Here is a 22605-nt window from a genome sequence, read left to right on the forward strand (position 1 = left end):
AAGGAGGGTTATATAAATGTTAGAAATAGAAAAACCAAAAATTGACAGGGCAGAGGTTTCTGAGGATGGTTGCTACGGTAAGTTTATAATAGAACCTCTGGAAAGGGGATACGGCATAACTCTGGGTAATGCGTTGAGGAGGATAATGCTCTCATCATTGCCTGGGGCTGCTGTATCATCTATAAAAATTGATGGGGTGCTTCATGAGTTTTCAACAATACCTGGTGTAAAAGAAGATGTGGTAGAGATTATTTTAAATTTAAAAGAACTGGCAATTAAATTATATGGTTCAGAGGCAAAAATTGCCAGGATTGAGGCGGTGGGGCCGGGAGTTGTAACCGGTGGAGACATAAAGACAGATGGCGATGTTGAGATTTTTAACACTGACCTGCATATAGCGACATTAGAAGAAAATGCTGTATTAAACATGGAGATTACAATAACACCTGGACGCGGCTATGTTACAGCAGAGAGGAATAAAAAACAGGACCAGGCGATAGGGGTTATACCTGTAGATTCTATATATACTCCGGTCAAACGTGTGAATTTTAGTGTGGATAATACCAGGGTGGGACAGATTACAGACTATGATAGATTAACCTTAGAGGTCTGGACTAACGGTACATTGAAGCCTGATGAGGCTATCAGTCTTGCAGCTAAGATTATGATTGAACATTTGAATTTATTTGTTGGGTTAACTGAAAAGGTTGATGAAATAGAAATTGTTGAAGAAAAGGAAGAGGACAAAAAGGACAAAGTCCTTGACATGACCATTGAAGAGTTAGATCTTTCAGTGCGGTCATATAACTGCTTGAAGAGAGCTGGTATTAATACTGTTGAAGATTTGATTCAGCGCACAGAAGAGGATATGATGAAGGTGCGGAATCTCGGGAAAAAATCCCTTGAAGAGGTACAACAGAAGCTTGCACTTCTGGGGCTTAGTTTAAAGAAAAGCGATGAATAGGGAGGAGGTAAAATATGGGATATAGAAAGCTGGGAAGACCTTCTTCTCACAGAAGAGCCATGCTCAGGAACATGGTTACCTCGCTGCTGATGCATGACAGAATAATTACTACAGAGACAAGAGCAAAAGAGGTTAGATCCCTTGCTGAACATATGATAACACTGGGGAAAAGAGGAGATCTGCATTCAAGAAGACAGGCTCTAGCGTTTATGATGGACGAGACCACAGTGAAAAAATTATTTGATGAAATAGCCCCCAAGTATGCAGAAAGAAATGGTGGTTACACTAGAATAATTAAACTTGGCAACAGAAGGGGTGACGGTGCACCAGAGGCAATAATAGAGCTTGTATAGTCCATTAAATAGGGATTAAGTCTTTCTTAATCCCTATTTTAAAATTATTTAAGAGGGTGTGCCAATGGATGATGTTTTCATAGAGGTAAGAAATGTAGGATATGTATATGGGAAAGATAAAAAGCAAAAACCCGCTCTGCATGATATCAGTATAAGTATAAAAAAGGGTGAGTTTGTAGCTATCCTTGGGGAAAATGGTTCGGGTAAATCAACCTTTGCACGTCTTTTAAATGCACTTTTGATTCCTACTGAGGGAGATGTGTATATAAATGGCATGAACACAAAGGATAGCAGAAGGACCTGGGATATTAGACAGAATGTAGGTATGGTTTTCCAGAATCCCGACAATCAGCTTGTTGCCACCGTTGTAGAGGATGATGTGGCGTTTGGACCTGAGAACCTTGGTGTACCGCAAAGTGAGATAAGGGAAAGGGTAGACATGGCGCTTAAAGCGGTAGATATGTATGAGCATAGATTAAGAGAACCTTACAGGCTCTCTGGGGGTCAGAAGCAGAGGGTTGCCATTGCCGGTATTATAGCTATGAAGCCGAAGTGCATAGTCCTTGACGAACCGACAGCTATGCTGGATCCTCTGGGAAGGGCTGAGGTGATGGAAACCATAATGAAATTGAATAGAGCTGATGGAATCACTATAATACTTATAACACATTTTATGGAAGAAGCCGTTCTGGCTGACAGGGTTATTGTAATGAATAAGGGGGAGATTAAAATGGACGGAACTCCTAAAGAGGTTTTTGAGGACGTGGAAAGGATAAGGGCCTTTGGCTTAGATGTTCCTCAGGTAACAGAGCTTGCATATCTTTTGAGGCAGTCTGGAGTTGACATCCGGCCTGAGATACTTACAGTGGATGAAATGGTGGAAAGCCTATGTCAATTAAGATGAAGAATGTAAGCTACATATATGGGAAGGGTACCCCTTTCGAGACGATAGCCCTGGATAATATAGACCTTGAGATAAATGACGGAGAGTTTATAGGTTTGATCGGGCATACAGGTTCTGGAAAATCCACGTTGATACAGCATATGAACGGCCTCTTAAAACCTACCAGTGGTAAAATATTTGTGGATGGCACTGATATAACAGAGCATGGTGTAAACCTGAAAGAGATCAGACGCAAGGTAGGTCTTGTTTTTCAATACCCCGAGCATCAATTGTTTGAGGAGACTGTATTTAAAGATGTGGCTTTTGGTCCAATGAACCAGGGAGTGGGTGCTGAAGAGATTGAAGAAAGGGTAAAGTGGGCGCTTACGGAGGTTGGTCTTGATTATGATTCAATAAAAGACGTGTCACCCTTTGAACTTTCAGGTGGAGAGAGAAGACGTGTGGCTATTGCAGGTGTGCTGTCTATGCATCCCGAGGTTTTAATTCTTGATGAACCTACGTCAGGACTTGATCCACGTGGCAGAGACGATATTTTGGAGAAAATAAAGTCTTTAAACAGTGAAAATGGTATCACAGTAGTATTGGTCTCCCACAGCATGGAGGATGTTGCAAGGTTATCAGACAGGCTGATTGTGATGAACAGGGGTAAAATAATATTGACGGGTAGGCCAAGAGAGGTTTTTAAGGAGTCAAAGCTTCTAATGTCTGTTGGACTTGGTGTACCGCAGATGACACTGTTGTTTGAAAGGTTGAGGGAAAGAGGCTGGGATGTGCGTGACGATGTGTTGACTGTGGAAGAGGCAAGGGATGACATATTAAAGAAGGTGGGTTTGGATGCTTAGAGATATTACGATTGGACAGTATGTGCCTGGAGAGTCTGTCATACATCGTCTTGATCCGCGAACAAAAATTTTATTGACACTTATTTTTATAATTTCCCTTTTTATTATTACAAGGTTTTCAGGTTATATAATAGCAGCAGCATTTCTATTTACTGTAATTTATCTTTCGCGTATACCTGCAAGGTATATCATAAAAGGCCTAAGGGGTATAATTATAATTCTTCTCATAACGGTTTTAATTAATATGTTTATGACACCAGGAAGGGTGTTATGGTCATTTCTGTTTTTGAAGGTTACTTACGAAGGACTTACTCAGGCTGCTTTTATGGGATTGCGGCTTGTCTTTTTAATCGTTGGTACTTCAATTTTGACCCTTACCACGCCGCCTATTATAATGACTGATGGGATCGAGTATTTGCTAAAACCCTTAAGACCAATTGGTGTACCTGCCCATGAGTTGGCGATGATGATGACAATAGCCTTGAGATTTATACCAACATTGATGGAGGAGACAGATAAGATTATGAAGGCTCAGATGGCAAGAGGGGCAGATTTTGAGAGTGGCAATGTGCTGAACAGGGCAAGGAATATGGTGCCTCTTCTTGTGCCGCTATTTATAAATGCATTTAGAAGGGCGGATGAACTGGCGATAGCTATGGAGGCAAGGTGTTACAGGGGTGGAGAGGGAAGGACAAGACTTCATGAACTTATATATAACAGGAATGACTATCTGGCTTATGTTTTTGCAACCGTGATGGTAGGTTTGTTTATATGGAACAGATATTGGGTATGGTAGGTATGAGGAATGTAAAAATTAAAGTGAGGTATAAGGGTACGAATTATTGTGGTTGGCAATCTCAGAAGAATGGTGTTGCTATTCAGGATGTGTTAAAGGCTGCTATCGACAAGATCACAGGCGAAGATGTTAAACTGATTGGAGCAGGCAGGACAGATGCTGGTGTTCATGCTATGGCCCAGGTGGCAAATTTTGTAACTGGCTCATCTATACCTGCTGAGAGGTTTCCCCATGCATTGAATGCCGTCCTGCCTGACGACATATCGGTATTTCATGCTGAAGAGGTGGATATGAATTTTAATGCCAGGTATGACGCTATCGGAAAACACTACAGGTATTATATATGGAATTCTAGATTCAGGCCTGGCCTTTTTGAGGAATATTGTTACTGGTGTCCATATCAGTTAAATATGGAATTGATGCATACAGCATCAAAACTTTTTGTTGGCACCCATAATTTTAAAAACTATATGTCTACTGGTGGCAGTGCAAAGACCACTATAAGGAATCTGTGGAGTGTGGAGGTAGGCAGAGAAAGTGATATCATTTATATTGATATAAAAGGGAACGGGTTTTTATATAATATGGTGAGAAGGATCGCAGGTTGTCTTGTAGAGGTAGGAAGAAGAAAAAAGACAGTCCAAGAAGTAAAAGACATGGTTGAAGGGAAAAACACGCCTGCAAGCTATCTGACACTCCCTTCGAAGGGGCTGTTTCTTATGGAGGTTTACTATTGACAGGATAAAGAAACTTTATTATACTTGAAATAGTGTCTTGGAAGCCCCGCTAATTCTGGATACTAAACACACATTCAGGAGGGAAAAAAATGCAGAACACATACATGGCGAAGCCGCAGTCAGTCGAGAGAAACTGGTACGTAATTGATGCAACGGGCAAACCTCTTGGAAGGCTGGCAAGCGAAGTGGCAAAGATTTTGACAGGCAAGACCAAGCCGATATACACTCCCCATGTAGACACAGGGGATTATTGCATAATAATCAATGCGGAAAAGGTCGTCCTTACAGGTAAAAAGTTAAATCAGAAGCTTTACAGGCATTATTCTGGTTATCCTGGGGGATTGAAGGAGACACCATACAGGGTGTTAATGGAGAAGAAACCCGAGTTTGTAATATATGAAGCAGTGAAGGGTATGCTGCCAAAGAACAAGCTCGGCAGACAGATGATAAAAAAATTAAAGGTTTACAAGGGCTCAGAACATAAGCATGAAGCTCAGAAGCCACAACCTTTAGAGCTACACATATAAGAGGAGGTATATGAATGGCAGCTTTTTACTATGGTACTGGGAGAAGGAAAAATGCTGTAGCCAAGGTTAGACTTTACCCGGGGACCGGCTCCATTACTGTAAATGGACGTAATGTGGATGACTATTTTCGTCTTGAGACATTGAAACAGATAATCAGGCAACCGTTAGAGCTTACCAATTCATTAAACAGATTTGACATAGTGGTCGATGTACTGGGAGGCGGTATATCTGGCCAGGCTGGTGCTATCAGACACGGCATTGCCAGGGCACTTGTTGAGGCTGAACCCGGTTTAAGGCCTGTCATTAAGAAGGCAGGGTTTCTAACAAGAGATCCAAGGATGAAAGAAAGACGCAAATATGGCTTAAAAAAAGCAAGGAAGGCACCACAGTTTTCAAAGAGATAATTACTGGTGGAGGGACGAGCGAAGGCTCGTCCCTTTTTCACATATATGTGCCGCTACAATGGATTTTTAGATATGGTACAAACTCCTAAAATCAGAACCAGGGTATGAATTTTATAATTCATAAGTATACAGAGTGAATTAATTCATTATCATTGTCAAGAAAATATTTAATAATATTCTCAAAAGTTATGAAGGAATCTTTAGTTATCTATAGAAATATATATTACAAAAGTGGATGGTCCAGTTAAGGGAGTGCTATAAATGGGGTCGTCTCCTATAAAAAATATCAGGCTTTACGAAGTTTTAGTCGATAGAATTAAAGGTCTAATAAAATCAGAAAAATTAAGACCAGGAGATAAGCTACCATCAGAGAGAGAAATGATGGATATGTTTGGCGTAAGCAGAAGTGTAATAAGGGAAGCATTTCGCGTATTAGAATCCAGGGGTATAGTAGACAGCAGACCAGGGGGCGGCAGATACCTTATGTCAGAGATTGATAGGCCCGCTGGTTTGATGCCTCTATATAATATGGAATACGGTACAATAGCTGACCTTCTGGAAGCTCGTGAAATTGTTGAGGCAGATGTGGTAAAATTAGCCTGTGTAAGGGCAGAAAGAAAAGACATAAACAGACTGAGGAGTATTGTAAATGATCTGATATACAGAGATAATTTAAAGTTAAAGGAATATAGGGAAAAGGATATGGACCTTGAGTTCCATATTGCCCTTGCTGGTGCAACACACAACTTTATGCTGAAGGAAATTTTAAATATACAGATGCAGTTTGCCAGGAATTTAAACATAAAGGGCTATATAAATGATAAAGAATGGCTTGTACTTTGTGAAGATCATATAGATATTTTAAGGGCTGTAGAGGATAAAAATATAGATAAGGCTCATGCCCTTATAAAAAGACACATTGAGTCGCTAAAAAAAACAATACTTTCGGAAGATGTTAGCTCAAGACATAGAAAGGGGTGATGCACAGGGCAGTACAAATGTCGAAAGAGATTTAAGCATTTATTTTAGAAAAAAAGGGGGAAAATTTATGGAGAAAAAGGATACCTTTGCAACCCGCTTTGGCTTTATTGCTGCAGCAATGGGCCAGGCCATTGGTACGGGGAACATATGGAGATTTCCCAGAGTTGCAACAGCCAATGGTGGAGGACCATTTATGGTGGCGTACATCGTGGCACTGCTGGTATGGTCTGTACCGCTTCTTATTGCTGAGGTGGTTATAGGCAGGCGTACCAGAGAAGGTACAGTAGGTGCTTTTAGAGATTTCATGGGTGAAAAGTACACGTGGATGGGCGGCTGGATGGTATTTGTATGCCTTGCTTTAGGAGCATATTATTCTGTTACCATGGGTTGGACTCTTAAATATTTCACCTTGGGTCTTTCAGGGGCGTTAAAACCAGGGGTAAATACTGAACTGCTGTGGAACAACTTTGTAGCGTCACCATGGCAGGGCATTTTATTTCATACCATATCTGTAGCCCTTGCTGCATATGTGGTATTCAGAGGTGTTAACAAAGGTATAGAGGCAGCATCTAAGTTTATGATACCCACACTCTTTGTGCTTTTAATAGTTGGAATGATTCGTGCGTTGACACTTCCAGGCGCAGTGGGCGGCCTTAATTATCTCTTTAATCCTGATTTCAGTCAGCTTTTAAACGGTAAGGTATGGCTGGAGGCATTTACGCAGTCGGCATGGTCAACCGGTGCTGGATGGGGATTCATGATAACCTATGCTGTGTACACCCGTGAGAGAGAGGATGTTGCATGTAACGGTTTTATTACAGGTTTTGCAGATACATCGGCTGCACTGATTGCATCAATGACGGTAATACCCACTATATTTGCACTGGCGCCCGAAAATTTAAATGAGGCTATTGGCGCAGGAAATACAGGTCTTACCTTTATATGGCTTGCAAGACTATTTCCCAAAATGCCTGGTGGTTCAATAATAGCCACCATCTTTTTCCTGGCGATGGGATTTGCGGCACTTACATCACTATATGCGATGTATGAGGTTGGCATAAGAAACTTCATGGATGCAGGTTGGAGCAGGAATAAGGCAGCGGCGTTTGTGGTAACCTTATGTTTCCTTGGTGGACTTTCATCCGCCATAAATATAAAGTTTTTAAACAACCAGGACCAGGTATGGGGTGTCGGGTTATTGGTAAGTGGCCTCTTTGTTTCACTGGCAATGATGAGATATGGTCTTGAAAAAGCAAGGCTGGAGGACATCAATCCTGTGTCTGACATAAAAATAGGGAAATGGTGGAACTATTGTATAATGCTTTTCCCTCTTATGTTTGCAATCATCTGCGGATGGTGGATATATCAGGAATTCGTCTTGTATCCGGATACATGGTGGAATCCATTGGAGACATACAGCCCTGCTACTATGTTTTTGCAGTGGGCATTGGTTATAATAGTATTTGTGCTGTTTAACAATACACTGGCAAAGGCAATAAAAGCAAAGAACCCTGAATTCCTGCAGAAGGAGGGGAAATAAATGAGCACGGGAAGTTTGATTACAATGATTATAATACTTGGGCTGACTTTTGGAGGGATGATTTATTTCCTCAATATAGCATTTACCAGTGAGGATAAAAAAGGGGATTAAAAATATGGCGGGCCATTACTGGCCCGCACTGTAAATCAATTAAACTGGTCTGCTGAGTATACTTGGTTTACTTGGTCGGGGAGTGAGTATATGTATATTAAGCCAGTGAAGAGTACCAAACTCTATGAAGTGGTCATTGACTACATAATGGAAATGATAAACAATGGCGAGATTAAGCCAGGAGAAAAACTATATACCGAAAATGAATTTATGAAGATGTTTAAGGTAAGCAAGAGTGTATTGCGGGAGGCCTTCAGGGTATTAGAGAACAGGGGGATAATTGAAACCCGCCCTGGTGATGGAAGATATATGCGCTTGTTAACTGTAGGGGTAGAGAGAGATAGGGACTACTATCAAAAATATAAAGAATCTGCCATTATTGATATATATGAATGCAGACAAATAATTGAAGTGAATATTGTAAGATTAGCGGCTATGAGGGCCACATCAGATGATATTGATGCGCTGGATAAAATAAACCGTGAAATGAAATTAATGATATCCGACACCAGAGAAACTGACCTGGATATGGAGTTTCATCTGGCGATCTCCAAGGCTGCACACAACATCATACTTTTTGAGTCGATGCAAAACATTATTAACACATTGAAAGATATAAATGAAAAATATATTTTGCCACATCAGGAATGCAGGACATTGTGTGCTGAACATCAGGACATTTTTGAGGCAATTGCATCAAGAGATGAAAACAGGGCCGTGTATGCAATGCGCAACCATCTTATGCATTTTAGAGATATGATAGGCGAAACGCTAACATAAACCATTTTTGATAATAGGAGGTAATTGATTTGAGGATAGAGAGTCATCCAATTTTAGAGTTCAAAAGAGGCCATGCATTAAAGTTTATATTTGATGGTCAGGAAATGATTGGATATGAGGGTGAGACCATCGCAGCAGCACTGCACGCCAATGGGGTAAAGGTGCTTTCACACAGCATTAAAGAGGGGCGTCCGAGAGGCTTTTACTGTGCTATTGGCAACTGTTCCTCGTGTCTTATGAAGGTAAACGGGACACCTAACGTAAGGGTGTGCATAGAACCTTTAAGGGATGGTATGATAGTCGAGACACAGCATGGCAAGGGGGTTATAAAATGATTAATACGGATGTTGCTGTTATAGGGGGAGGGCCTGCTGGACTTTCAGCTGCCATAGCAGCAGCTGATATGGGAGCCCACGTAACTATCATAGACAGGAATCACGAACTTGGGGGTCAGCTTTTAAAGCAGACCCATATGTTTTTTGGCTCTCGAGAGGAATATGCGTCTACCAGGGGCTTTGACATTGCAAATATATTAAAAGAAGAACTTAAAGAAAGAAGTGTAGAGGTGCTTTTAAACACTACTGCAGTTGGATATTACAAAGATGACGGTGTCTGGGCTCTGGAAGAAGGTGAGGATAAGTTTGTAAAACTGAAGGCTAAAAAGACCATTGTTGCTACAGGGGCAATGGAAAGGCATCTATTGTTTCCAAATAATGACTTACCGGGGATATATGGTGCCGGTGCCGTGCAGACTTTGATGAATCAATATGGTGTGATGCCCGGCAAAAAGGTCTTGATGGTTGGGGCTGGAAATATCGGACTTATTGTCAGTTATCAGCTTTTACAGGCAGGTGTTGAGGTTTCTGCAATAATTGACGCCGCACCTGCAATAGGTGGTTATCTTGTCCATGCGTCAAAGGTAAGGAGACAGGGGGTGCCGATACTAACATCCTATACAGTGAAGAGGGCTTACGGAAATGAAGTGCTTGAAGGAGCGACAATAGTTAAAGTAGATGAAGGGTTTAGACAAATACCGGGTACTGAGATAGATATGGATATTGACACTATGTGCATAGCGGTTGGCCTAAACCCGTTGGTAGAATTGCTATGGCAGGCGGGCTGCAAAATGAGGTACATACCTCAACTCGGTGGGCATGTCCCGGTCAAGGATGAAGATTATGAGACAACTGTAAAGGGGATATACGTAGCCGGCGATGCAGCAGAGATAGAGGAGGCTACATCGGCAATGGTAGAGGGAAGGTTAGCCGGTCTTAATGCTGCTCATGCTATAGGGTTTGATAACGGAAATTACGCCAGAGAAAAGGACAATGCCTTGAAGAGATTGAACGCCCTCAGGTCAGGCCCGGTTGGAGCAAAAATTAGAAATGGTTTATTAAAACTTGCTGAGGAGGCCGTTTGATATGGTGTCACAAAGACTTTTGAGGGAAGGAGTAGCAGATGAGACCGATTTAAAAGAGATTATCCCACCTGACTACGCATTAGATAAGGGGCCTGTGGCTGTAGCAGAGTGCTTTCAGGAGATTCCATGTAATCCATGTTCAACTTATTGCAGGAGAGGGGCTATAGTACTTGAAAACATCAATGACAGACCGATAATTGACTATGATAGATGCAATGGTTGCACCCTTTGTGTAAGCAAATGCCCGGGCCTTGCCATTTTTGTGATAAACAAAAATTTTTCAGAAGATGAGGCTACTGTAACGCTTCCATATGAGTTTTTGCCGCTGCCCAAAAAGGGCGACGTGGTTATAACCCTTGACAGATACGGCAGTCCAGTGGGGAAAGGCAAGGTGGTCAGGGTCCAGAACACCAGATATAACGATAAGACCCCTCTCATAACTGTGACAGTACCTAAGGATATGATAATGAATGTAAGGAATATAAAGGTGGAGGCGTAAATTATGGAGGGAAAGACCATAGTATGCAGATGTGAGGATATAACCCTGGAAGAGATAGAAGAACTCATCGACCTTGGTTATGACGATCTGGAGGAAATAAAGAGGCTTACCAGATGTTCTATGGGGCCATGTCAGGGCAGGACCTGCAGGAATCTCTTGGCTCAAGTAGTAGCATCTAAGACAGGTAAGAGCATAGATGAGCTCCATATACCGACATACAGGCCGCCGGCTAAGAACATAAAGATGACTGCCCTTGCTGGGGGTGATGAGGATGAAGAATAGTGCTGAGATAGTTATTATAGGAGGTGGGATATCAGGCCTGGCCACGGCATACAATTTAGCTGCCAGAGGCATGAAGGACATAATTGTGGTGGAAAGAGGATATATAGCCAGCGGTTCTACTGGACGATGCGGAGCGGGGATAAGACAGCAATGGGGAACGGAGATGAACTGCCGACTCTCCAAGGCAAGCTGTGAGATACTGGAGAACTTAGAGGAAATTTTAGACTATAAAAGAAGTATAGAATTCAAACAGGGTGGATACCTGCTTTTTGCGACGACTGAAAAGGAGGTAGAACAGTTTAAAAAGAATGTTGCATTGCAAAACAGCCTTGGTATAAACTCTAAAATACTTTCTATTGAAGAAGCGCTGGAGATTGTGCCCGATATGAATACTGAGGGAGTAATGTCGTTCGCATTTCATCAAAAGGATGGTCATGCCAACCCATTTCAAACCACTTTTGCATATGCAGAGGCAGCAAAGAGACTTGGTGTTGAAATATATACCTATACAACAGTGAGGGGTATAGAGGTAAAAAATGATAGAATAGAATCAGTTATCACAGATAAGGGTGAAATCAAAACCCATAGGGTGTTAAACGCCGCAGGTGGCTTTGCTAAGGATATAGGGCGAATGGTAGGGGTGGAGCTTCCATTAAAGCCCGAAAGGCATGAAATTCTGGTGACGGAACCAGTGGAGACAATCCTGGGCCCAATGCTTATGTCCTTTTCATGGAATTTCTATATACAGCAGGAACCCAACGGGACATTCATAATGGGCTATGGCGAACAGGATAACCCTGAAAGTCAGGGCGTGAACTCATCATGGCACTTTGCTCAGGAAATGGCCAGAAAAGCTATCCGCATATACCCACCGCTTTCAAAGGTAAGGGTAGTCAGGCAGTGGGCAGGCCTATATACGATGACGCCTGACTCTCAGCCCATATACGGCAGTGTCCCGGGCTTGGATGGATTTTATATAGCGGCGGGTTTCAGTGGCCATGGCTTTATGTTTGGACCAATAACAGGTGTACTGATGGCGGAATATATACTGGGCGAAGAGCCTGAAATACCTATAGACATGCTGGATGCAGGAAGGTTTGAAAGGGGAGAGCTTATCTATGAGCCCTCTGTTGTATAAGCTTGAGAAGATTACGGAAATAGATTATATAAATGGTGCTGTGGTAAGGGAGGGGGGCAAAACTCGGCATACCAACACCTGTAAATGAAGTCCTGTAAATCTGGTTAAAGCCATTGAGGAAGGATATTGAAACGTCTAACGGTTATAAGGGAAAAATTTATAGATATAACCTTATAGCCATTTTTTTCGTTTAAAATATATAATCTGTATAATAGTGATAATAGCCATAACGGCGAGAGTAATAAAATAACCGTACCTCCACCTCAGTTCTGGCATATTGTTAAAATTCATCCCATATATTCCACTTATCACCGTAAGAGGCATAAGAAGTGTGGCTACTATAGTCAAAAACCGCATCTGTTCGTTAGCTTTAAGATCCATTATGGACACGTAGGATTCAATGACATTATTAGCGGACTCCAGCACAAATCGCAGCCTTTCAGAAGCATCCCTGTATTTTTCATTTAATACCATCGATAGAGAATCTTTACTCTCTGCAAGCATATCAATTTCATTCAGGTCGTCGACCACATACTTGCTCAGGTTTACTATATGAGCATATCTGTATACCATATTTTTAAAGTTTAATAAGTTGCGCAGATATGATATAGAATATACATCGTAGATTTTACTTTCCAGCTTTTCAAGTTCAGACATAAACCAGTCGCTGAGGCTGTAGTAATTCTCACAACATTCTTCCAATATGTAGAACAATAGCTTGTTCACATTCAATTTTCCTATCTTTTTGTTTTTTATATCGTGTTCTATGCCTTTAAAAAACTCAGGTTTTTCCTTATACAGGGTTACAATATAACCGTCTTCTCTATAGATATAGTAAATGTATTCTACTAAATAACCTGAATGATGTCGTGTAAAATAAGGCATTACAAAAAAATAATCGTCATTTATTCTATGTAACTTAATCTTTGGTCGGTCAGCATTTATCAGTTCTACTATTTTTTCTGTTAAATTAATCTTTTCATCGAGCTTTTTTGACAAAAACTCCTCAACACTGGACATTACCCATAGCACATCTACTGTATCCAATGTTTTATCAATATAGTCTTGATAAATAAGATCTTTAGTGATATATTGCATTTAGCCACACCTCTTTTTTATTATACCACACCATGGGCAGAACACAGTATATCATAATATGGCAAACTTAATTTTTACATTAAAAAGCGAGGAGGGAAATAGCAGTGGAGAAGAAAACTTTTAAAGAAGACCCGAGATATAGACAGACCAATAAAGAGACACTCTCTATGGTAATCCTGCTCATTGCAAACATCATATGGTGGTATGTGTTTGCATATGGTTTAGGGTCCAGACCCCCGGAAGAATATACCTATATAATGGGTTTTCCGGCATGGTTTTTTTGGAGCTGCATAGTGAGCTTTGTGCTTTTCAGTATACTTGTCTGGATAGTGGTCTCAGTGGTTTTCAAAGACATACCCTTAGATTCTTTTGAAGATGAGAAGAAGGGGGGAAAGGGGAAATGAACCTTAGCAGCTCCTATCTGATCCAGCTCTGGATACCATTGGGTTTGTATCTTTTAATCATGCTCTATATCGGTTTTTACAGCAATAGAGTGGTAAGCACTGTAAGCAAAAGGAACTTTTTGGGAGAATATTTCCTGGGCAATAGGAACTTTGGTGGATATGTCCTGGCCATGACTCTGGTTGCAACGTATGTCAGTGCATCCAGTTTTTTAGGTGGGCCAGGCACTGCCTACAGTCAAGGATTGGGTTGGGTCCTTCTTGCAATGACACAACTTCCAACAGCATATATTACCCTCGGTATACTTGGCAAAAGGTTTGCCATTGTATCAAGGAAAGTAAATGCAGTAACAATTATTGATGTAATACGTGAGAGGTATGATAACAATCCACTGGTGGTCTGGATTGCCTCGATGGGGGCAATTATATTTTTAATAGTTGCAGTTGTTGGGCAGTTTGTAGGAGGAGCAAAATTATTTCAGACCATTACAGGCCTACCGTATATATGGGGACTCATACTGTTTGGCAGCATTGTTCTGATTTATACAACAGTTGGTGGGTTCAGGGCAGTGGTCCTGACTGACGCTGTACAGGGGACAATTATGGTCTTTGGTACGGTAGTTATATTAATTGCCACTATAATGGCAGGTGGGGGCATTTCAAATATAATGCACACCTTAAAGACTATTAACCCGGACCTCTTGACACCATATGGAGTTGATAACTTTATCGCTGTGCCGTGGATTTCATCTTACTGGGTGCTTGTCTGCATAGGGATACTCGGGCTCCCACAGAATGCTATAAGGGCCATGGCATATAAAGATTCTAAGTCCATGCATAGAGCAATTATAATTGGTACCGTAGTATCGGGTGTATTAATGCTTGGCCTTCATCTAACCGGCGTGATGGCAAGGGCGATTGTCACTGAGATACCACAAGGGCTTACCACGGACAATGTTATGCCATTACTTGCCATGAGGTTATTTCCTGCTTGGTTTGCTGGCATATTTTTGGCTGCCCCGTTGGCAGCTATAATGTCTACTGTGGACTCACAGCTTATACTTATATCCAGCACTATAGTTAAAGACCTTTATCTAAATTATATAAATCCTAAAGTAAATGATGACCAGAGAAAACTTACCAGTACCAGCATGATAATAACTGCTCTACTGGGGCTTATTGCAATTTTGGCATCTATAAAGCCACCATCACTTATCATATGGATAAACCTGTATGCTTTTGGTGGCCTTGAGGCTACATTTTTCTGGATGCTTATACTTGGTCTTTACTGGAAAAGAGCTAATGCAGCTGGTGCTATAGCATCTATGATTACTGGCATAGTGAGTTTTATCGTTATTAGCAGGGTATGGCCGAGGCCATTTGGCACACATCCAATAGTTTTAACCTTGATTTTAGGCCTAATAGCTTTTTTAATTGCTACCTATGCTACAAAACCGCCAAAAGAGGAAACTATAGAGAAGTTTTGGGGTGTGTAAAATGGATTGTATGAAAGTCCATTAGTGAGGGTGAGTTAATATCTTTTGAGGGGTAAACTGGTCTAAATTGAATTTCGTATGTATACTGGATTGATTGCATCTGCGGGTATGGCGGTTGAAGTCATAAAAGACTGCTGTATTGATATCCCTGGCCAAATTATCACCTGTATACAGGATATCTTCCATGGGGTGGTTTTGAATTGTAGTGTGACATAAGGCTTATCTTAAAATTGTATCACATAGAGCAACGTTAAATCAAAAGGTTGGGACTACACAATGTCTTTGATATCAAAGTACAGTCCCAACCATTGTTGTATTTTCAGCTAATAGGAATTATCAACTCAATATTGTAGATGAGGGTAGACCTGTTGCGATTGATATACATACACACCGTACCTGGCAAATTTGCATGATTTTAAGCATGTTCTCTTTCTGAGACGGCTTTCTTTATCGCATCAACAGCTTGCTGTGTATTCATGTTTCTTATCTCCACGCCTATATGTTTGTCTCTTGCAAATCCCGCATCTTCGAAGGCGTCTCTGTACATCTTTCTCTGCATTGTGGGGTCGCAACCGGCGACGTATAATTCATCGATTTCACACCCTCGCAGCATATCCCTTAAATATTTATCGCCATCGTCAGCACATAGTTGCGGGTGAAGACCTACCCACTCAAATATATTTTCCCTTCTCAGTGAATTTAATACTTCAAACACATTCATCTCCTGAAACGACGGACATGTGCCCTGACAGACACATAACAACAGTCCTTTTTTACTCATGGCTTTACCTCCTATTTCCAAAATATGTTATTGCCTCACTGGGGCAAATTTTTGAACATCCTTTACAAAACTCTACACAGTTGTCGGGATTAACCACTTTAGGATATCCCTCATCGTCAATGGTATAGACATCGTGTGGACAAAAGTTAACACATTCATGATCCTGAATGCACTTATCCTTACTTATGATTGGATACCAGTTCTTTGCCAATAAGTTCACCCCCCTTCACTGGAAATAAAGATTATTCATTGAACGCTAATTAATCAAATGAATTCAATACATCGGCTATTCTGCCGTTTGCCCCTTCTATAACACTAATATTATTTTTACTTAACTTTTCTTTTACAGCGGGATCATCAATTTTAAATAGGACTAGTTTATCAATTTTTAAAGATTGAATAAATTTAATAAATTCATTGTCGTCAATATTTTGATGTCCATAGAAGATATTTTCGATATTTTGCACTTTTTTTAGCTCCTTATCTTCTATATCAGCAACAGTAAAGTATTCTGATCCGGATATGCTTGTACCCACCTCACTGTTTAAACCCAGATGATTTTTTGAAGCGAAAGCTATTTTCACTTTTTTCACCTCCATAAACGAATATTCGAATAAACGAATATACTTGATAAAAAATAACACGGATTAAACATACTTGAATAGGTCTTTTTTAACAAGCTCTATTATAGTAACAATTGATTTATCGATAAGAGTATAAAAAATTTTATTTCCATCTCTTGAATCCTCTACTATGTTATTATTTCTTAATACCGTTAAATGTCTTGAGATGTGCGATTGATCTAAATTGAGTTCGGCCATCATCTCACATACACACATATCTCTTTTGCTCAATAGCTCTATTATTTTTATCCTGGTAGGGTGGGATAAGGCTTTAAAGTATTCGGCCGAACTTTCATACACATCAAAATTATTGTGAATCATATGACCATCCTTTCATACTTAGTATATTCGTTTATTCGAATATTGTCAAGGGTAATCTTAAAGAATTGGTTAAAAAGGGCATTACGGATGGCTCATAAGGTTATCGGCAGGTATTGGATAACATGATGATATAGTTGAGCACTTAGTGCAGAGATGGATATCATTAGACGGAGTAGAGGCGAAAGGGAAAGAAATATAAAGATATTAGAAACTATGTAGAGATAAACCCGTGTAAATGGATTTTTATATTTTTGACTAAAATAGAATTCTCGTATATACTTATTATGTCAAACGGCCCGGTAGTTCAGCTGGTTTAGAACGCTAGCCTGTCACGCTAGAGGTCGAGGGTTCGAACCCCTTCCGGGTCGCCATATTATCTGCCCAGATAGCTCAGTTGGTAGAGCAGGGGACTGAAAATCCCCGTGTCGGTGGTTCGATTCCACCTTTGGGCACCATATATGCGGATGTAGCTCAGTTGGTAGAGCATCGCCTTGCCATGGCGAGTGTCGCGAGTTCGAGTCTCGTCATCCGCTCCATTTTTTTATGGCGACGTACCCAAGTGGCTAAGGGAGAGGTCTGCAAAACCTTTATGCCCCGGTTCGAATCCGGGCGTCGCCTCCATACATAAGAAAAAGTTAAAGGGTGATTTTTATCACCCTTTTTGTATATTATTTGTAATTCATATGCTCATTAGATTTTTTGACATGGATTGAATAAAAAAAGTAAAATATATATAATAGATATTAGATACAAAATGCAGCATAAAACATATACAACATAAGTATAATATATTGAAGTATTATTTGGGTGGGGCGACGATTGATAAATGGAAGAGAAAAAGAAAAAGATATTGGTAGCCGATGACTCCGTGCTGGCGAACAAAATAACAACAGATATCTTAAAAAAAGCCGGTTATGATGTTGTGAACGCCTTTGATGGGGAGGAGACATTAGAACTGATACAGAAGGAGCGACCTGACCTGCTGCTTACAGATATTGTTATGCCGAAGCTGTCTGGATTGGACGTGTGCAAGATAATCAGAGATGACCCGGTATACAACCTGATGCCTATTATCATACTTACCATGCAGGGGCAAGAAGAGGATAAGCTGCGAGGACTGGAGCTTGGCGCTGATGATTACATAGTAAAGCCATTTAATGAAAAAGAGCTTCTAATCAGGGTAAGAAATCTGTTCAAAAGAATTGACAGAAACAGACTTGCCAACCCTCTTACAGGTCTTCATGGTAACCTTGACATAACCATGGAGATGACAAGGCGGCTTGAGGCAGGTGAGAAGTTTGCTGTCCTTTACATAGACCTGGATAATTTTAAAGCATTCAATGACTATTATGGTTTTTCACGCGGCGACAGGGGAATAAAACTGCTGGCAGACATCATAGTAGAGGCCGACCATAAAGTGGGGGATACCAGGGACTTTATAGGCCATATTGGTGGCGACGATTTTGTTGTTATTACTACTACCGACAAAATGGAGCTACTGAGTCAGGAGATAATTAAAGCGTTTGATAGTTCAATCAAACTGCTTTACAATGAGGAGGATATTAAAAGAGGGTATATAATAACTAAAGATAGGCGCGGCCATGAAATGAAATACCCAATTATGACTGTTTCAATAGGGATAGTTGTAAATGAAGACCACAGGTTTAAGAGCCCTTTGGAAATAGGTGAAGTTGCAGCAGAGCTAAAGGCTGTAGCTAAGAATATGGCATTTAAGAGTAGTTATTTCATTGATAGAAGAAGGAGATGAAACTCCTTCTTTTTGAGGCGATAACATGGAAAAAAATTACAAATACTTTCTTGTGGATTATAGGGCAAAAAAACAGATTAAAGCATTAAGAAATATGGGAAATAATGTAATACCAGTGTATAGTCATCCACATTTACAGTCTCCTGTGTCAGCTCACCCTGACATGTTGATATATTCAATATATAATCACGTAATATATGCACCGGGTACATCATATACTACATTAAGGGCTATTCGTTCACTTGGATTTAACTTAATAAAGGGCGCCACAACCTTGACATGCAATTATCCTGGAGATATAGCATATAATATAGCAAGAATTGGAAATAAAATTTTTCATAACCTTAAACACACAGACAATGTCCTTAGAGATATACTAGAAAAATATGGTTTCACCTTTGTGCATGTAAATCAGGGCTATACAAAATGCAATGTCTGTATCCTGAATGACTATGCTGTCATAACAGAGGATAAAGGTATCGCAAGTGTATTGGAAAGAGAAGGTATAGATACATTGTTGTTACCACCTGGCAATGTCAGATTGCCGGGATACAGTTATGGGTTTATTGGTGGAGCCAGTGGTGCTTTAAACGATGATATTCTTGTTTTCACAGGCAGGATACGGGATAAGGCTGTTTCTAAAAGAATTGAAGGGTTTGCAGAAAAGCATAATAAAATAATAAAATATTTATCTGACAATGAAATAATAGACATAGGTTCAATTATTTCTCTAAATCAGGAATCATTATGACAGCATAAAGAATATGAGGATACACATACTACAGGAGAAAGGAAGTGAATTTAAGTGGCTTATTTCTCCGTGATACTCAACGATAATAGAGACGAGTTTTTAAGGCAACTGTGTAAAGGCCTGGCCAGGATTAAAGACGGCGAATTTTTTAAGATAAAAAAGCAGATCGTTGATAAAAAGACATGTATTTATTCACTGGAATGCATAGATGGATATATACCGACGAGGGACTCTTATAATGCTGCTATGGGGCTGATAGCCAGTACTTTAAGTGCCTATATTGTTGATGTCCATGAAAAAACCATATTAAAAAAAGTAATAGATAGATACTATTATTATTTTAACAAAGAAGAAAAGGAAATTATCTATGCCAATGCAATTTCTTTTTCTGACGAATATAACAGGGAACTTAGAGAATATAAAATAGAGGGGTTGAGAAAAAGTATAAACGATTTCTTGTGTGAAATGCATGAGATAAATCTTGAAGGCTTTATATCATTCAGAGGCCAGAATTATTTAAAGTGCCTGCGTGAGATCGCTGATAGGGCAGTAGACGAATATCTTATGGAAAGGGAATATAACGATTTTATAAAATTATTAAAGTATTTTGTTGACCTGCAAAGCCCTAAACTGGATACAATAAATATAATAATAAAGGATGACACGTATCAACTTCTTGATGGGGACATGAATGAACTGGATAACCATTTTATTGAATCGGCGATACAGGACAGTATAGAGGCAGAAATGAACAGGGATGATATATTAATAAGCTTTTTACTTACAATGGCGCCAGTAAAAATTTATATACACTCAGTTGAAAAAGCGGTAAACAAAGAGATAATAGAGACCATTATAAATGTGTTTGGAGGCAGGGTTTCCATTTGTGGTGGGTGCAACTTATGCAATGATATAAGGAGCATGATAAAAAAGTAGTAGAGGATAGCAAAAGGCAGCTATCCTTTTGTTTATTTGATAAAAAGATATCAAAAAAATTTTTGAAGGGCAGGGAGGATTTTTTGATTTTATGTAGAATACATATATTACAAAAATAAAACTCAATTTTATATTATGAAACAGGTGCTATCTATGAATGACTCATATAATGTTCAGGTCTTAGAGCGTACAATAAAGATACTGGAGATAATGGCTAAATACCCTTATGGCATTGCGCTAACTGACCTCTCGAAGGAGGTAGGGCTTAATAAAAGCACTGTCTTTCGAATTCTTGCAACATTCCAGTATTATGGATATATCATGCAGGACAGCGATGGTAAGTATAAGCTGGGTTATAAGTTCATGGAACTATCCAGTGCTGTGATGGAAAGACTTGATATCAGGAAAATCGCCCACCCATACCTTGATGAATTATCAAAAATCACTGGTGAGGTAGTCCATCTGGTTGTACTTGACGGGTATGAGGGTGTCTATATCGATAAGGTAGATAACTCTTTCGGCACGATAAGAATGTATTCGCAGGTAGGAAAACGTGTGTCACTGCACAGCAGTGGAGTAGGGAAGGTTCTTCTTGCCTCTTTAAGTGAGGAAGAAGTTGATAAATTCATTATAGAGAAAGGGTTACCGAAGAAAACTGAAAATACTATTACAGACCCTGTCAAATTGAAGGAAGAGCTGGCCAGGATAAGGAATCAGGGTTATGCAATTGACGATATAGAGAATGAGGAAGGGATAAGGTGTGTGGCAGCACCAATATTAAATTACAATGGAGAAACAGTTGCAGCAGTTAGCATATCTGGTCCTACGATACGTGTTACAAAAGAAAGGATTCCAGAATTAGTACATTTGATAAGGGAGTACACAATAAAGATATCGAGGGAAATGGGCTTTTTGATAAAGGAAAGAGGTGTGTAACATGCTGGATTAAACAATAGATGTATTAGTCTATTTTAAAAGGGGTGGTAAAAATATAAACATAATCTAAAACCATATTTCATATTATGAAACAAAATATAGGGAATTAGGAGGGGTAAAATGAAAAGGTTTTTAGTTATTCTTTTTTTGGCTATTTTGGTTATATCCACTATAACTGGTTGTGGCAGCAGCCAGAATACAGCACCAAATGGTAATGCTCAACAGTCCTCTCAGGAACAGGCAAAACAACTAACAATTAAGTTTGCAACATATTTTCCACCCGATCACCCTCAAAATGTAGCATTAAGGGAAGTATTTAAAAAACAAGTAGAGGAGAAGAGCAACGGTTCTATCAAAGTAGAAATTTATGATAATAATCAATTGGGCGACGAGAAAACATTTACAGAGGGTGTAAGAATGGGCACTATTGAGATGGGACTTCCCGGTCTCATTCAAGGTGAATCATTACCAAAGCTGAATATACTTCAATTTTCATATTTGTTTGATTCTTATGAGCATGCAATTAAAGTGTTGAAGAATGAAGAAATTATGAATAAAGTTACTGAAGGTATGACAGAGATGGGGACAAGACCTCTTGCATATTCTGTTAACGGCTTTAGAGTGGTCTCCAACTCAAAGCACCCAATAAACGCTATAGACGATACTAAAGATATTAAGTTAAGGGTTCCTCAAAATCAGATATTTATAGATTCTTTAAGTGCATTGGGATTTAGTACAGTTACGATGCCAATGACAGAGTTATTTACTGCATTACAACAAAAGACAGTTGATGGCCAGGAAAACCCTGCCGTGACTTTGTATACTTCAGGGTGGTATGAGGTTCAGCCATACTTAGCAATCACAAATCATATCTTTGGACCAAACATTTATGTTATAAATGAAAAATTTTGGCAAAGCCTGACCCCTGAACAACAACAAATTATTTCGGATGCAGCAAAGGCATCCGCAGATTACGAAATTAATTTATTCTTGGAGCAGGAAAAGGATATATTAAAGACTTTGAATGAAAAGGGCATTGAGATTACTTATCCTGATTTAGAGCCTTTTAGAGAGGCTTCCCAACCAGTTTATGAAAAATGGTATAAGCAATATCCTGATATTAAACCTATAGTTGAGGAAATAAAATCCGTAAAATAGGTTTTTTGATGAGCGGCTTAAAGCGCCGCTCATCTTCAAATGCTTTAAGGAGGTGTTA

At 39.8% G+C, this 22605-nt stretch carries 29 protein-coding genes and 4 tRNA genes; 28 read left to right on the top strand and 5 right to left on the bottom strand.

Features of this window, described 5'->3' with window-relative positions; all coding sequences use genetic code 11:
- Positions 1-16: 16 nt before the first annotated feature.
- The 17 genes from FWJ32_RS03870 (at position 17) to FWJ32_RS03950 (ending at position 12278) form a co-directional block, all read left to right on the top strand.
- The gene (locus FWJ32_RS03870; RefSeq protein ID WP_149544660.1) at positions 17-964 is read left to right on the top strand and encodes a DNA-directed RNA polymerase subunit alpha; all 948 of its coding nucleotides are present in this window, start codon (positions 17-19) and stop codon (positions 962-964) included.
- A gap of 14 nt (positions 965-978) precedes the next feature.
- The gene (gene rplQ, locus FWJ32_RS03875) at positions 979-1317 is read left to right on the top strand and encodes a 50S ribosomal protein L17 (RefSeq protein WP_149544661.1); all 339 of its coding nucleotides are present in this window, start codon (positions 979-981) and stop codon (positions 1315-1317) included.
- Between the two features lie 64 nt (positions 1318-1381).
- On the top strand, positions 1382-2221 hold the full coding sequence (locus FWJ32_RS03880) for an energy-coupling factor transporter ATPase (protein WP_149544662.1): 840 nt from the start codon (positions 1382-1384) through the stop codon (positions 2219-2221).
- Positions 2206-3063, top strand: a complete 858-nt coding sequence (locus tag FWJ32_RS03885; RefSeq protein ID WP_149544663.1) for an energy-coupling factor transporter ATPase — start codon at positions 2206-2208, stop codon at positions 3061-3063. Before FWJ32_RS03880 ends, FWJ32_RS03885 begins: the two co-directional genes overlap by 16 nt.
- Positions 3056-3859 carry an energy-coupling factor transporter transmembrane component T family protein gene (locus FWJ32_RS03890; protein ID WP_149544664.1) on the top strand — a complete coding sequence of 268 codons (804 nt, stop codon included), beginning with the start codon at positions 3056-3058 and terminating at the stop codon, positions 3857-3859. The genes FWJ32_RS03885 and FWJ32_RS03890 overlap by 8 nt, the downstream gene beginning before the upstream one ends.
- On the top strand, positions 3835-4596 hold the full coding sequence (gene truA, locus FWJ32_RS03895) for a tRNA pseudouridine(38-40) synthase TruA (protein ID WP_203227569.1): 762 nt from the start codon (positions 3835-3837) through the stop codon (positions 4594-4596). Before FWJ32_RS03890 ends, truA begins: the two co-directional genes overlap by 25 nt.
- 89 nt (positions 4597-4685) lie before the next feature.
- Positions 4686-5123 (top strand): 50S ribosomal protein L13, encoded by a 438-nt coding sequence (gene rplM, locus FWJ32_RS03900; protein WP_149544665.1) that lies wholly within the window; start codon positions 4686-4688, stop codon positions 5121-5123.
- Between the two features lie 14 nt (positions 5124-5137).
- Complete coding sequence (gene rpsI, locus FWJ32_RS03905; RefSeq protein WP_149544666.1) at positions 5138-5527, top strand: 30S ribosomal protein S9; 390 nt, start codon at positions 5138-5140, stop codon at positions 5525-5527.
- Positions 5528-5788: 261 nt separating this feature from the next.
- Positions 5789-6508: a FadR/GntR family transcriptional regulator gene (locus FWJ32_RS03910; protein ID WP_149544667.1), complete on the top strand. Its 720-nt coding sequence runs from the start codon at positions 5789-5791 to the stop codon at positions 6506-6508.
- Positions 6509-6575: 67 nt separating this feature from the next.
- Complete coding sequence (locus tag FWJ32_RS03915; protein WP_149544668.1) at positions 6576-8048, top strand: sodium-dependent transporter; 1473 nt, start codon at positions 6576-6578, stop codon at positions 8046-8048.
- On the top strand, positions 8049-8159 hold the full coding sequence (locus FWJ32_RS03920) for a MetS family NSS transporter small subunit (RefSeq protein WP_149544669.1): 111 nt from the start codon (positions 8049-8051) through the stop codon (positions 8157-8159). It abuts the gene before it with no gap.
- A gap of 90 nt (positions 8160-8249) precedes the next feature.
- Positions 8250-8939 carry a FadR/GntR family transcriptional regulator gene (locus tag FWJ32_RS03925; protein WP_149544670.1) on the top strand — a complete coding sequence of 230 codons (690 nt, stop codon included), beginning with the start codon at positions 8250-8252 and terminating at the stop codon, positions 8937-8939.
- Positions 8940-8968: 29 nt separating this feature from the next.
- Complete coding sequence (locus FWJ32_RS03930) at positions 8969-9274, top strand: (2Fe-2S)-binding protein (RefSeq protein ID WP_149544671.1); 306 nt, start codon at positions 8969-8971, stop codon at positions 9272-9274.
- Complete coding sequence (locus FWJ32_RS03935; protein WP_149544672.1) at positions 9271-10359, top strand: NAD(P)/FAD-dependent oxidoreductase; 1089 nt, start codon at positions 9271-9273, stop codon at positions 10357-10359. Before FWJ32_RS03930 ends, FWJ32_RS03935 begins: the two co-directional genes overlap by 4 nt.
- A gap of 1 nt (position 10360) precedes the next feature.
- On the top strand, positions 10361-10858 hold the full coding sequence (locus FWJ32_RS03940) for a 4Fe-4S binding protein (protein ID WP_149544673.1): 498 nt from the start codon (positions 10361-10363) through the stop codon (positions 10856-10858).
- 3 nt (positions 10859-10861) lie between these two features.
- Positions 10862-11140 carry a (2Fe-2S)-binding protein gene (locus FWJ32_RS03945; RefSeq protein ID WP_149544674.1) on the top strand — a complete coding sequence of 93 codons (279 nt, stop codon included), beginning with the start codon at positions 10862-10864 and terminating at the stop codon, positions 11138-11140.
- Positions 11130-12278: an NAD(P)/FAD-dependent oxidoreductase gene (locus FWJ32_RS03950; protein ID WP_149544675.1), complete on the top strand. Its 1149-nt coding sequence runs from the start codon at positions 11130-11132 to the stop codon at positions 12276-12278. The genes FWJ32_RS03945 and FWJ32_RS03950 overlap by 11 nt, the downstream gene beginning before the upstream one ends.
- A gap of 171 nt (positions 12279-12449) precedes the next feature.
- Here FWJ32_RS03950 and FWJ32_RS03955 read toward each other — a convergent pair whose 3' ends face one another.
- Positions 12450-13376, bottom strand: coding sequence for a magnesium transporter CorA family protein (locus FWJ32_RS03955; RefSeq protein WP_149544676.1), 927 nt, complete (start codon positions 13374-13376; stop codon positions 12450-12452).
- A gap of 104 nt (positions 13377-13480) precedes the next feature.
- Here FWJ32_RS03955 and FWJ32_RS03960 point away from each other — a divergent pair, with 104 nt between their 5' ends.
- Both FWJ32_RS03960 and panF read left to right on the top strand, forming a co-directional pair.
- Entirely contained in the window at positions 13481-13780 is a 300-nt protein-coding gene (locus FWJ32_RS03960; protein WP_149544677.1) for a YhdT family protein, read from the top strand.
- Complete coding sequence (panF, locus tag FWJ32_RS03965; protein ID WP_149544678.1) at positions 13777-15273, top strand: sodium/pantothenate symporter; 1497 nt, start codon at positions 13777-13779, stop codon at positions 15271-15273. The genes FWJ32_RS03960 and panF overlap by 4 nt, the downstream gene beginning before the upstream one ends.
- Before the next feature lie 415 nt (positions 15274-15688).
- On the opposite strand, the gene FWJ32_RS03970 is transcribed toward panF, so the two are convergent.
- The 4 genes from FWJ32_RS03970 to FWJ32_RS03985 form a co-directional block, all read right to left on the bottom strand.
- A complete protein-coding gene (locus FWJ32_RS03970) occupies positions 15689-16054 on the bottom strand; it encodes a heterodisulfide reductase subunit A-like protein (RefSeq protein ID WP_149544679.1) in 366 nt (121 codons plus the stop codon).
- Between the two features lie 4 nt (positions 16055-16058).
- Complete coding sequence (locus FWJ32_RS03975) at positions 16059-16265, bottom strand: 4Fe-4S dicluster domain-containing protein (RefSeq protein ID WP_149544680.1); 207 nt, start codon at positions 16263-16265, stop codon at positions 16059-16061.
- 49 nt (positions 16266-16314) lie between these two features.
- Entirely contained in the window at positions 16315-16638 is a 324-nt protein-coding gene (locus FWJ32_RS03980; protein WP_149544681.1) for a NifB/NifX family molybdenum-iron cluster-binding protein, read from the bottom strand.
- A 63-nt stretch (positions 16639-16701) separates the two neighbouring features.
- Entirely contained in the window at positions 16702-16998 is a 297-nt protein-coding gene (locus tag FWJ32_RS03985) for an ArsR/SmtB family transcription factor (protein WP_149544682.1), read from the bottom strand.
- A gap of 293 nt (positions 16999-17291) precedes the next feature.
- On the opposite strand from FWJ32_RS03985, the gene FWJ32_RS03990 reads away from it, so the two are divergent.
- The 9 genes from FWJ32_RS03990 (at position 17292) to FWJ32_RS04030 (ending at position 22547) form a co-directional block, all read left to right on the top strand.
- A tRNA-Asp gene (locus tag FWJ32_RS03990) sits at positions 17292-17369 on the top strand.
- An 8-nt stretch (positions 17370-17377) separates the two neighbouring features.
- Positions 17378-17453: transfer RNA gene (locus FWJ32_RS03995), tRNA-Phe, on the top strand.
- Positions 17454-17458: 5 nt separating this feature from the next.
- Positions 17459-17534, top strand: a tRNA-Gly gene (locus tag FWJ32_RS04000).
- 9 nt (positions 17535-17543) lie between these two features.
- Positions 17544-17619: transfer RNA gene (locus tag FWJ32_RS04005), tRNA-Cys, on the top strand.
- Between the two features lie 205 nt (positions 17620-17824).
- Positions 17825-18766: a GGDEF domain-containing response regulator gene (locus FWJ32_RS04010; RefSeq protein WP_149544683.1), complete on the top strand. Its 942-nt coding sequence runs from the start codon at positions 17825-17827 to the stop codon at positions 18764-18766.
- Positions 18767-18791: 25 nt separating this feature from the next.
- Positions 18792-19517 carry a DUF6873 family GME fold protein gene (locus tag FWJ32_RS04015; RefSeq protein ID WP_149544684.1) on the top strand — a complete coding sequence of 242 codons (726 nt, stop codon included), beginning with the start codon at positions 18792-18794 and terminating at the stop codon, positions 19515-19517.
- A 54-nt stretch (positions 19518-19571) separates the two neighbouring features.
- Complete coding sequence (ytxC, locus tag FWJ32_RS04020; RefSeq protein WP_149544685.1) at positions 19572-20453, top strand: putative sporulation protein YtxC; 882 nt, start codon at positions 19572-19574, stop codon at positions 20451-20453.
- Between the two features lie 153 nt (positions 20454-20606).
- Positions 20607-21389 (top strand): IclR family transcriptional regulator, encoded by a 783-nt coding sequence (locus FWJ32_RS04025; protein ID WP_149544686.1) that lies wholly within the window; start codon positions 20607-20609, stop codon positions 21387-21389.
- A gap of 120 nt (positions 21390-21509) precedes the next feature.
- A complete protein-coding gene (locus tag FWJ32_RS04030; protein ID WP_149544687.1) occupies positions 21510-22547 on the top strand; it encodes a TRAP transporter substrate-binding protein in 1038 nt (345 codons plus the stop codon).
- The last annotated feature ends 58 nt before the right edge of the window (positions 22548-22605 follow it).

The sequence above is a fragment of the Calorimonas adulescens genome (assembly GCF_008274215.1).
Classification (GTDB): domain Bacteria; phylum Bacillota; class Thermoanaerobacteria; order Thermoanaerobacterales; family UBA4877; genus Calorimonas; species Calorimonas adulescens.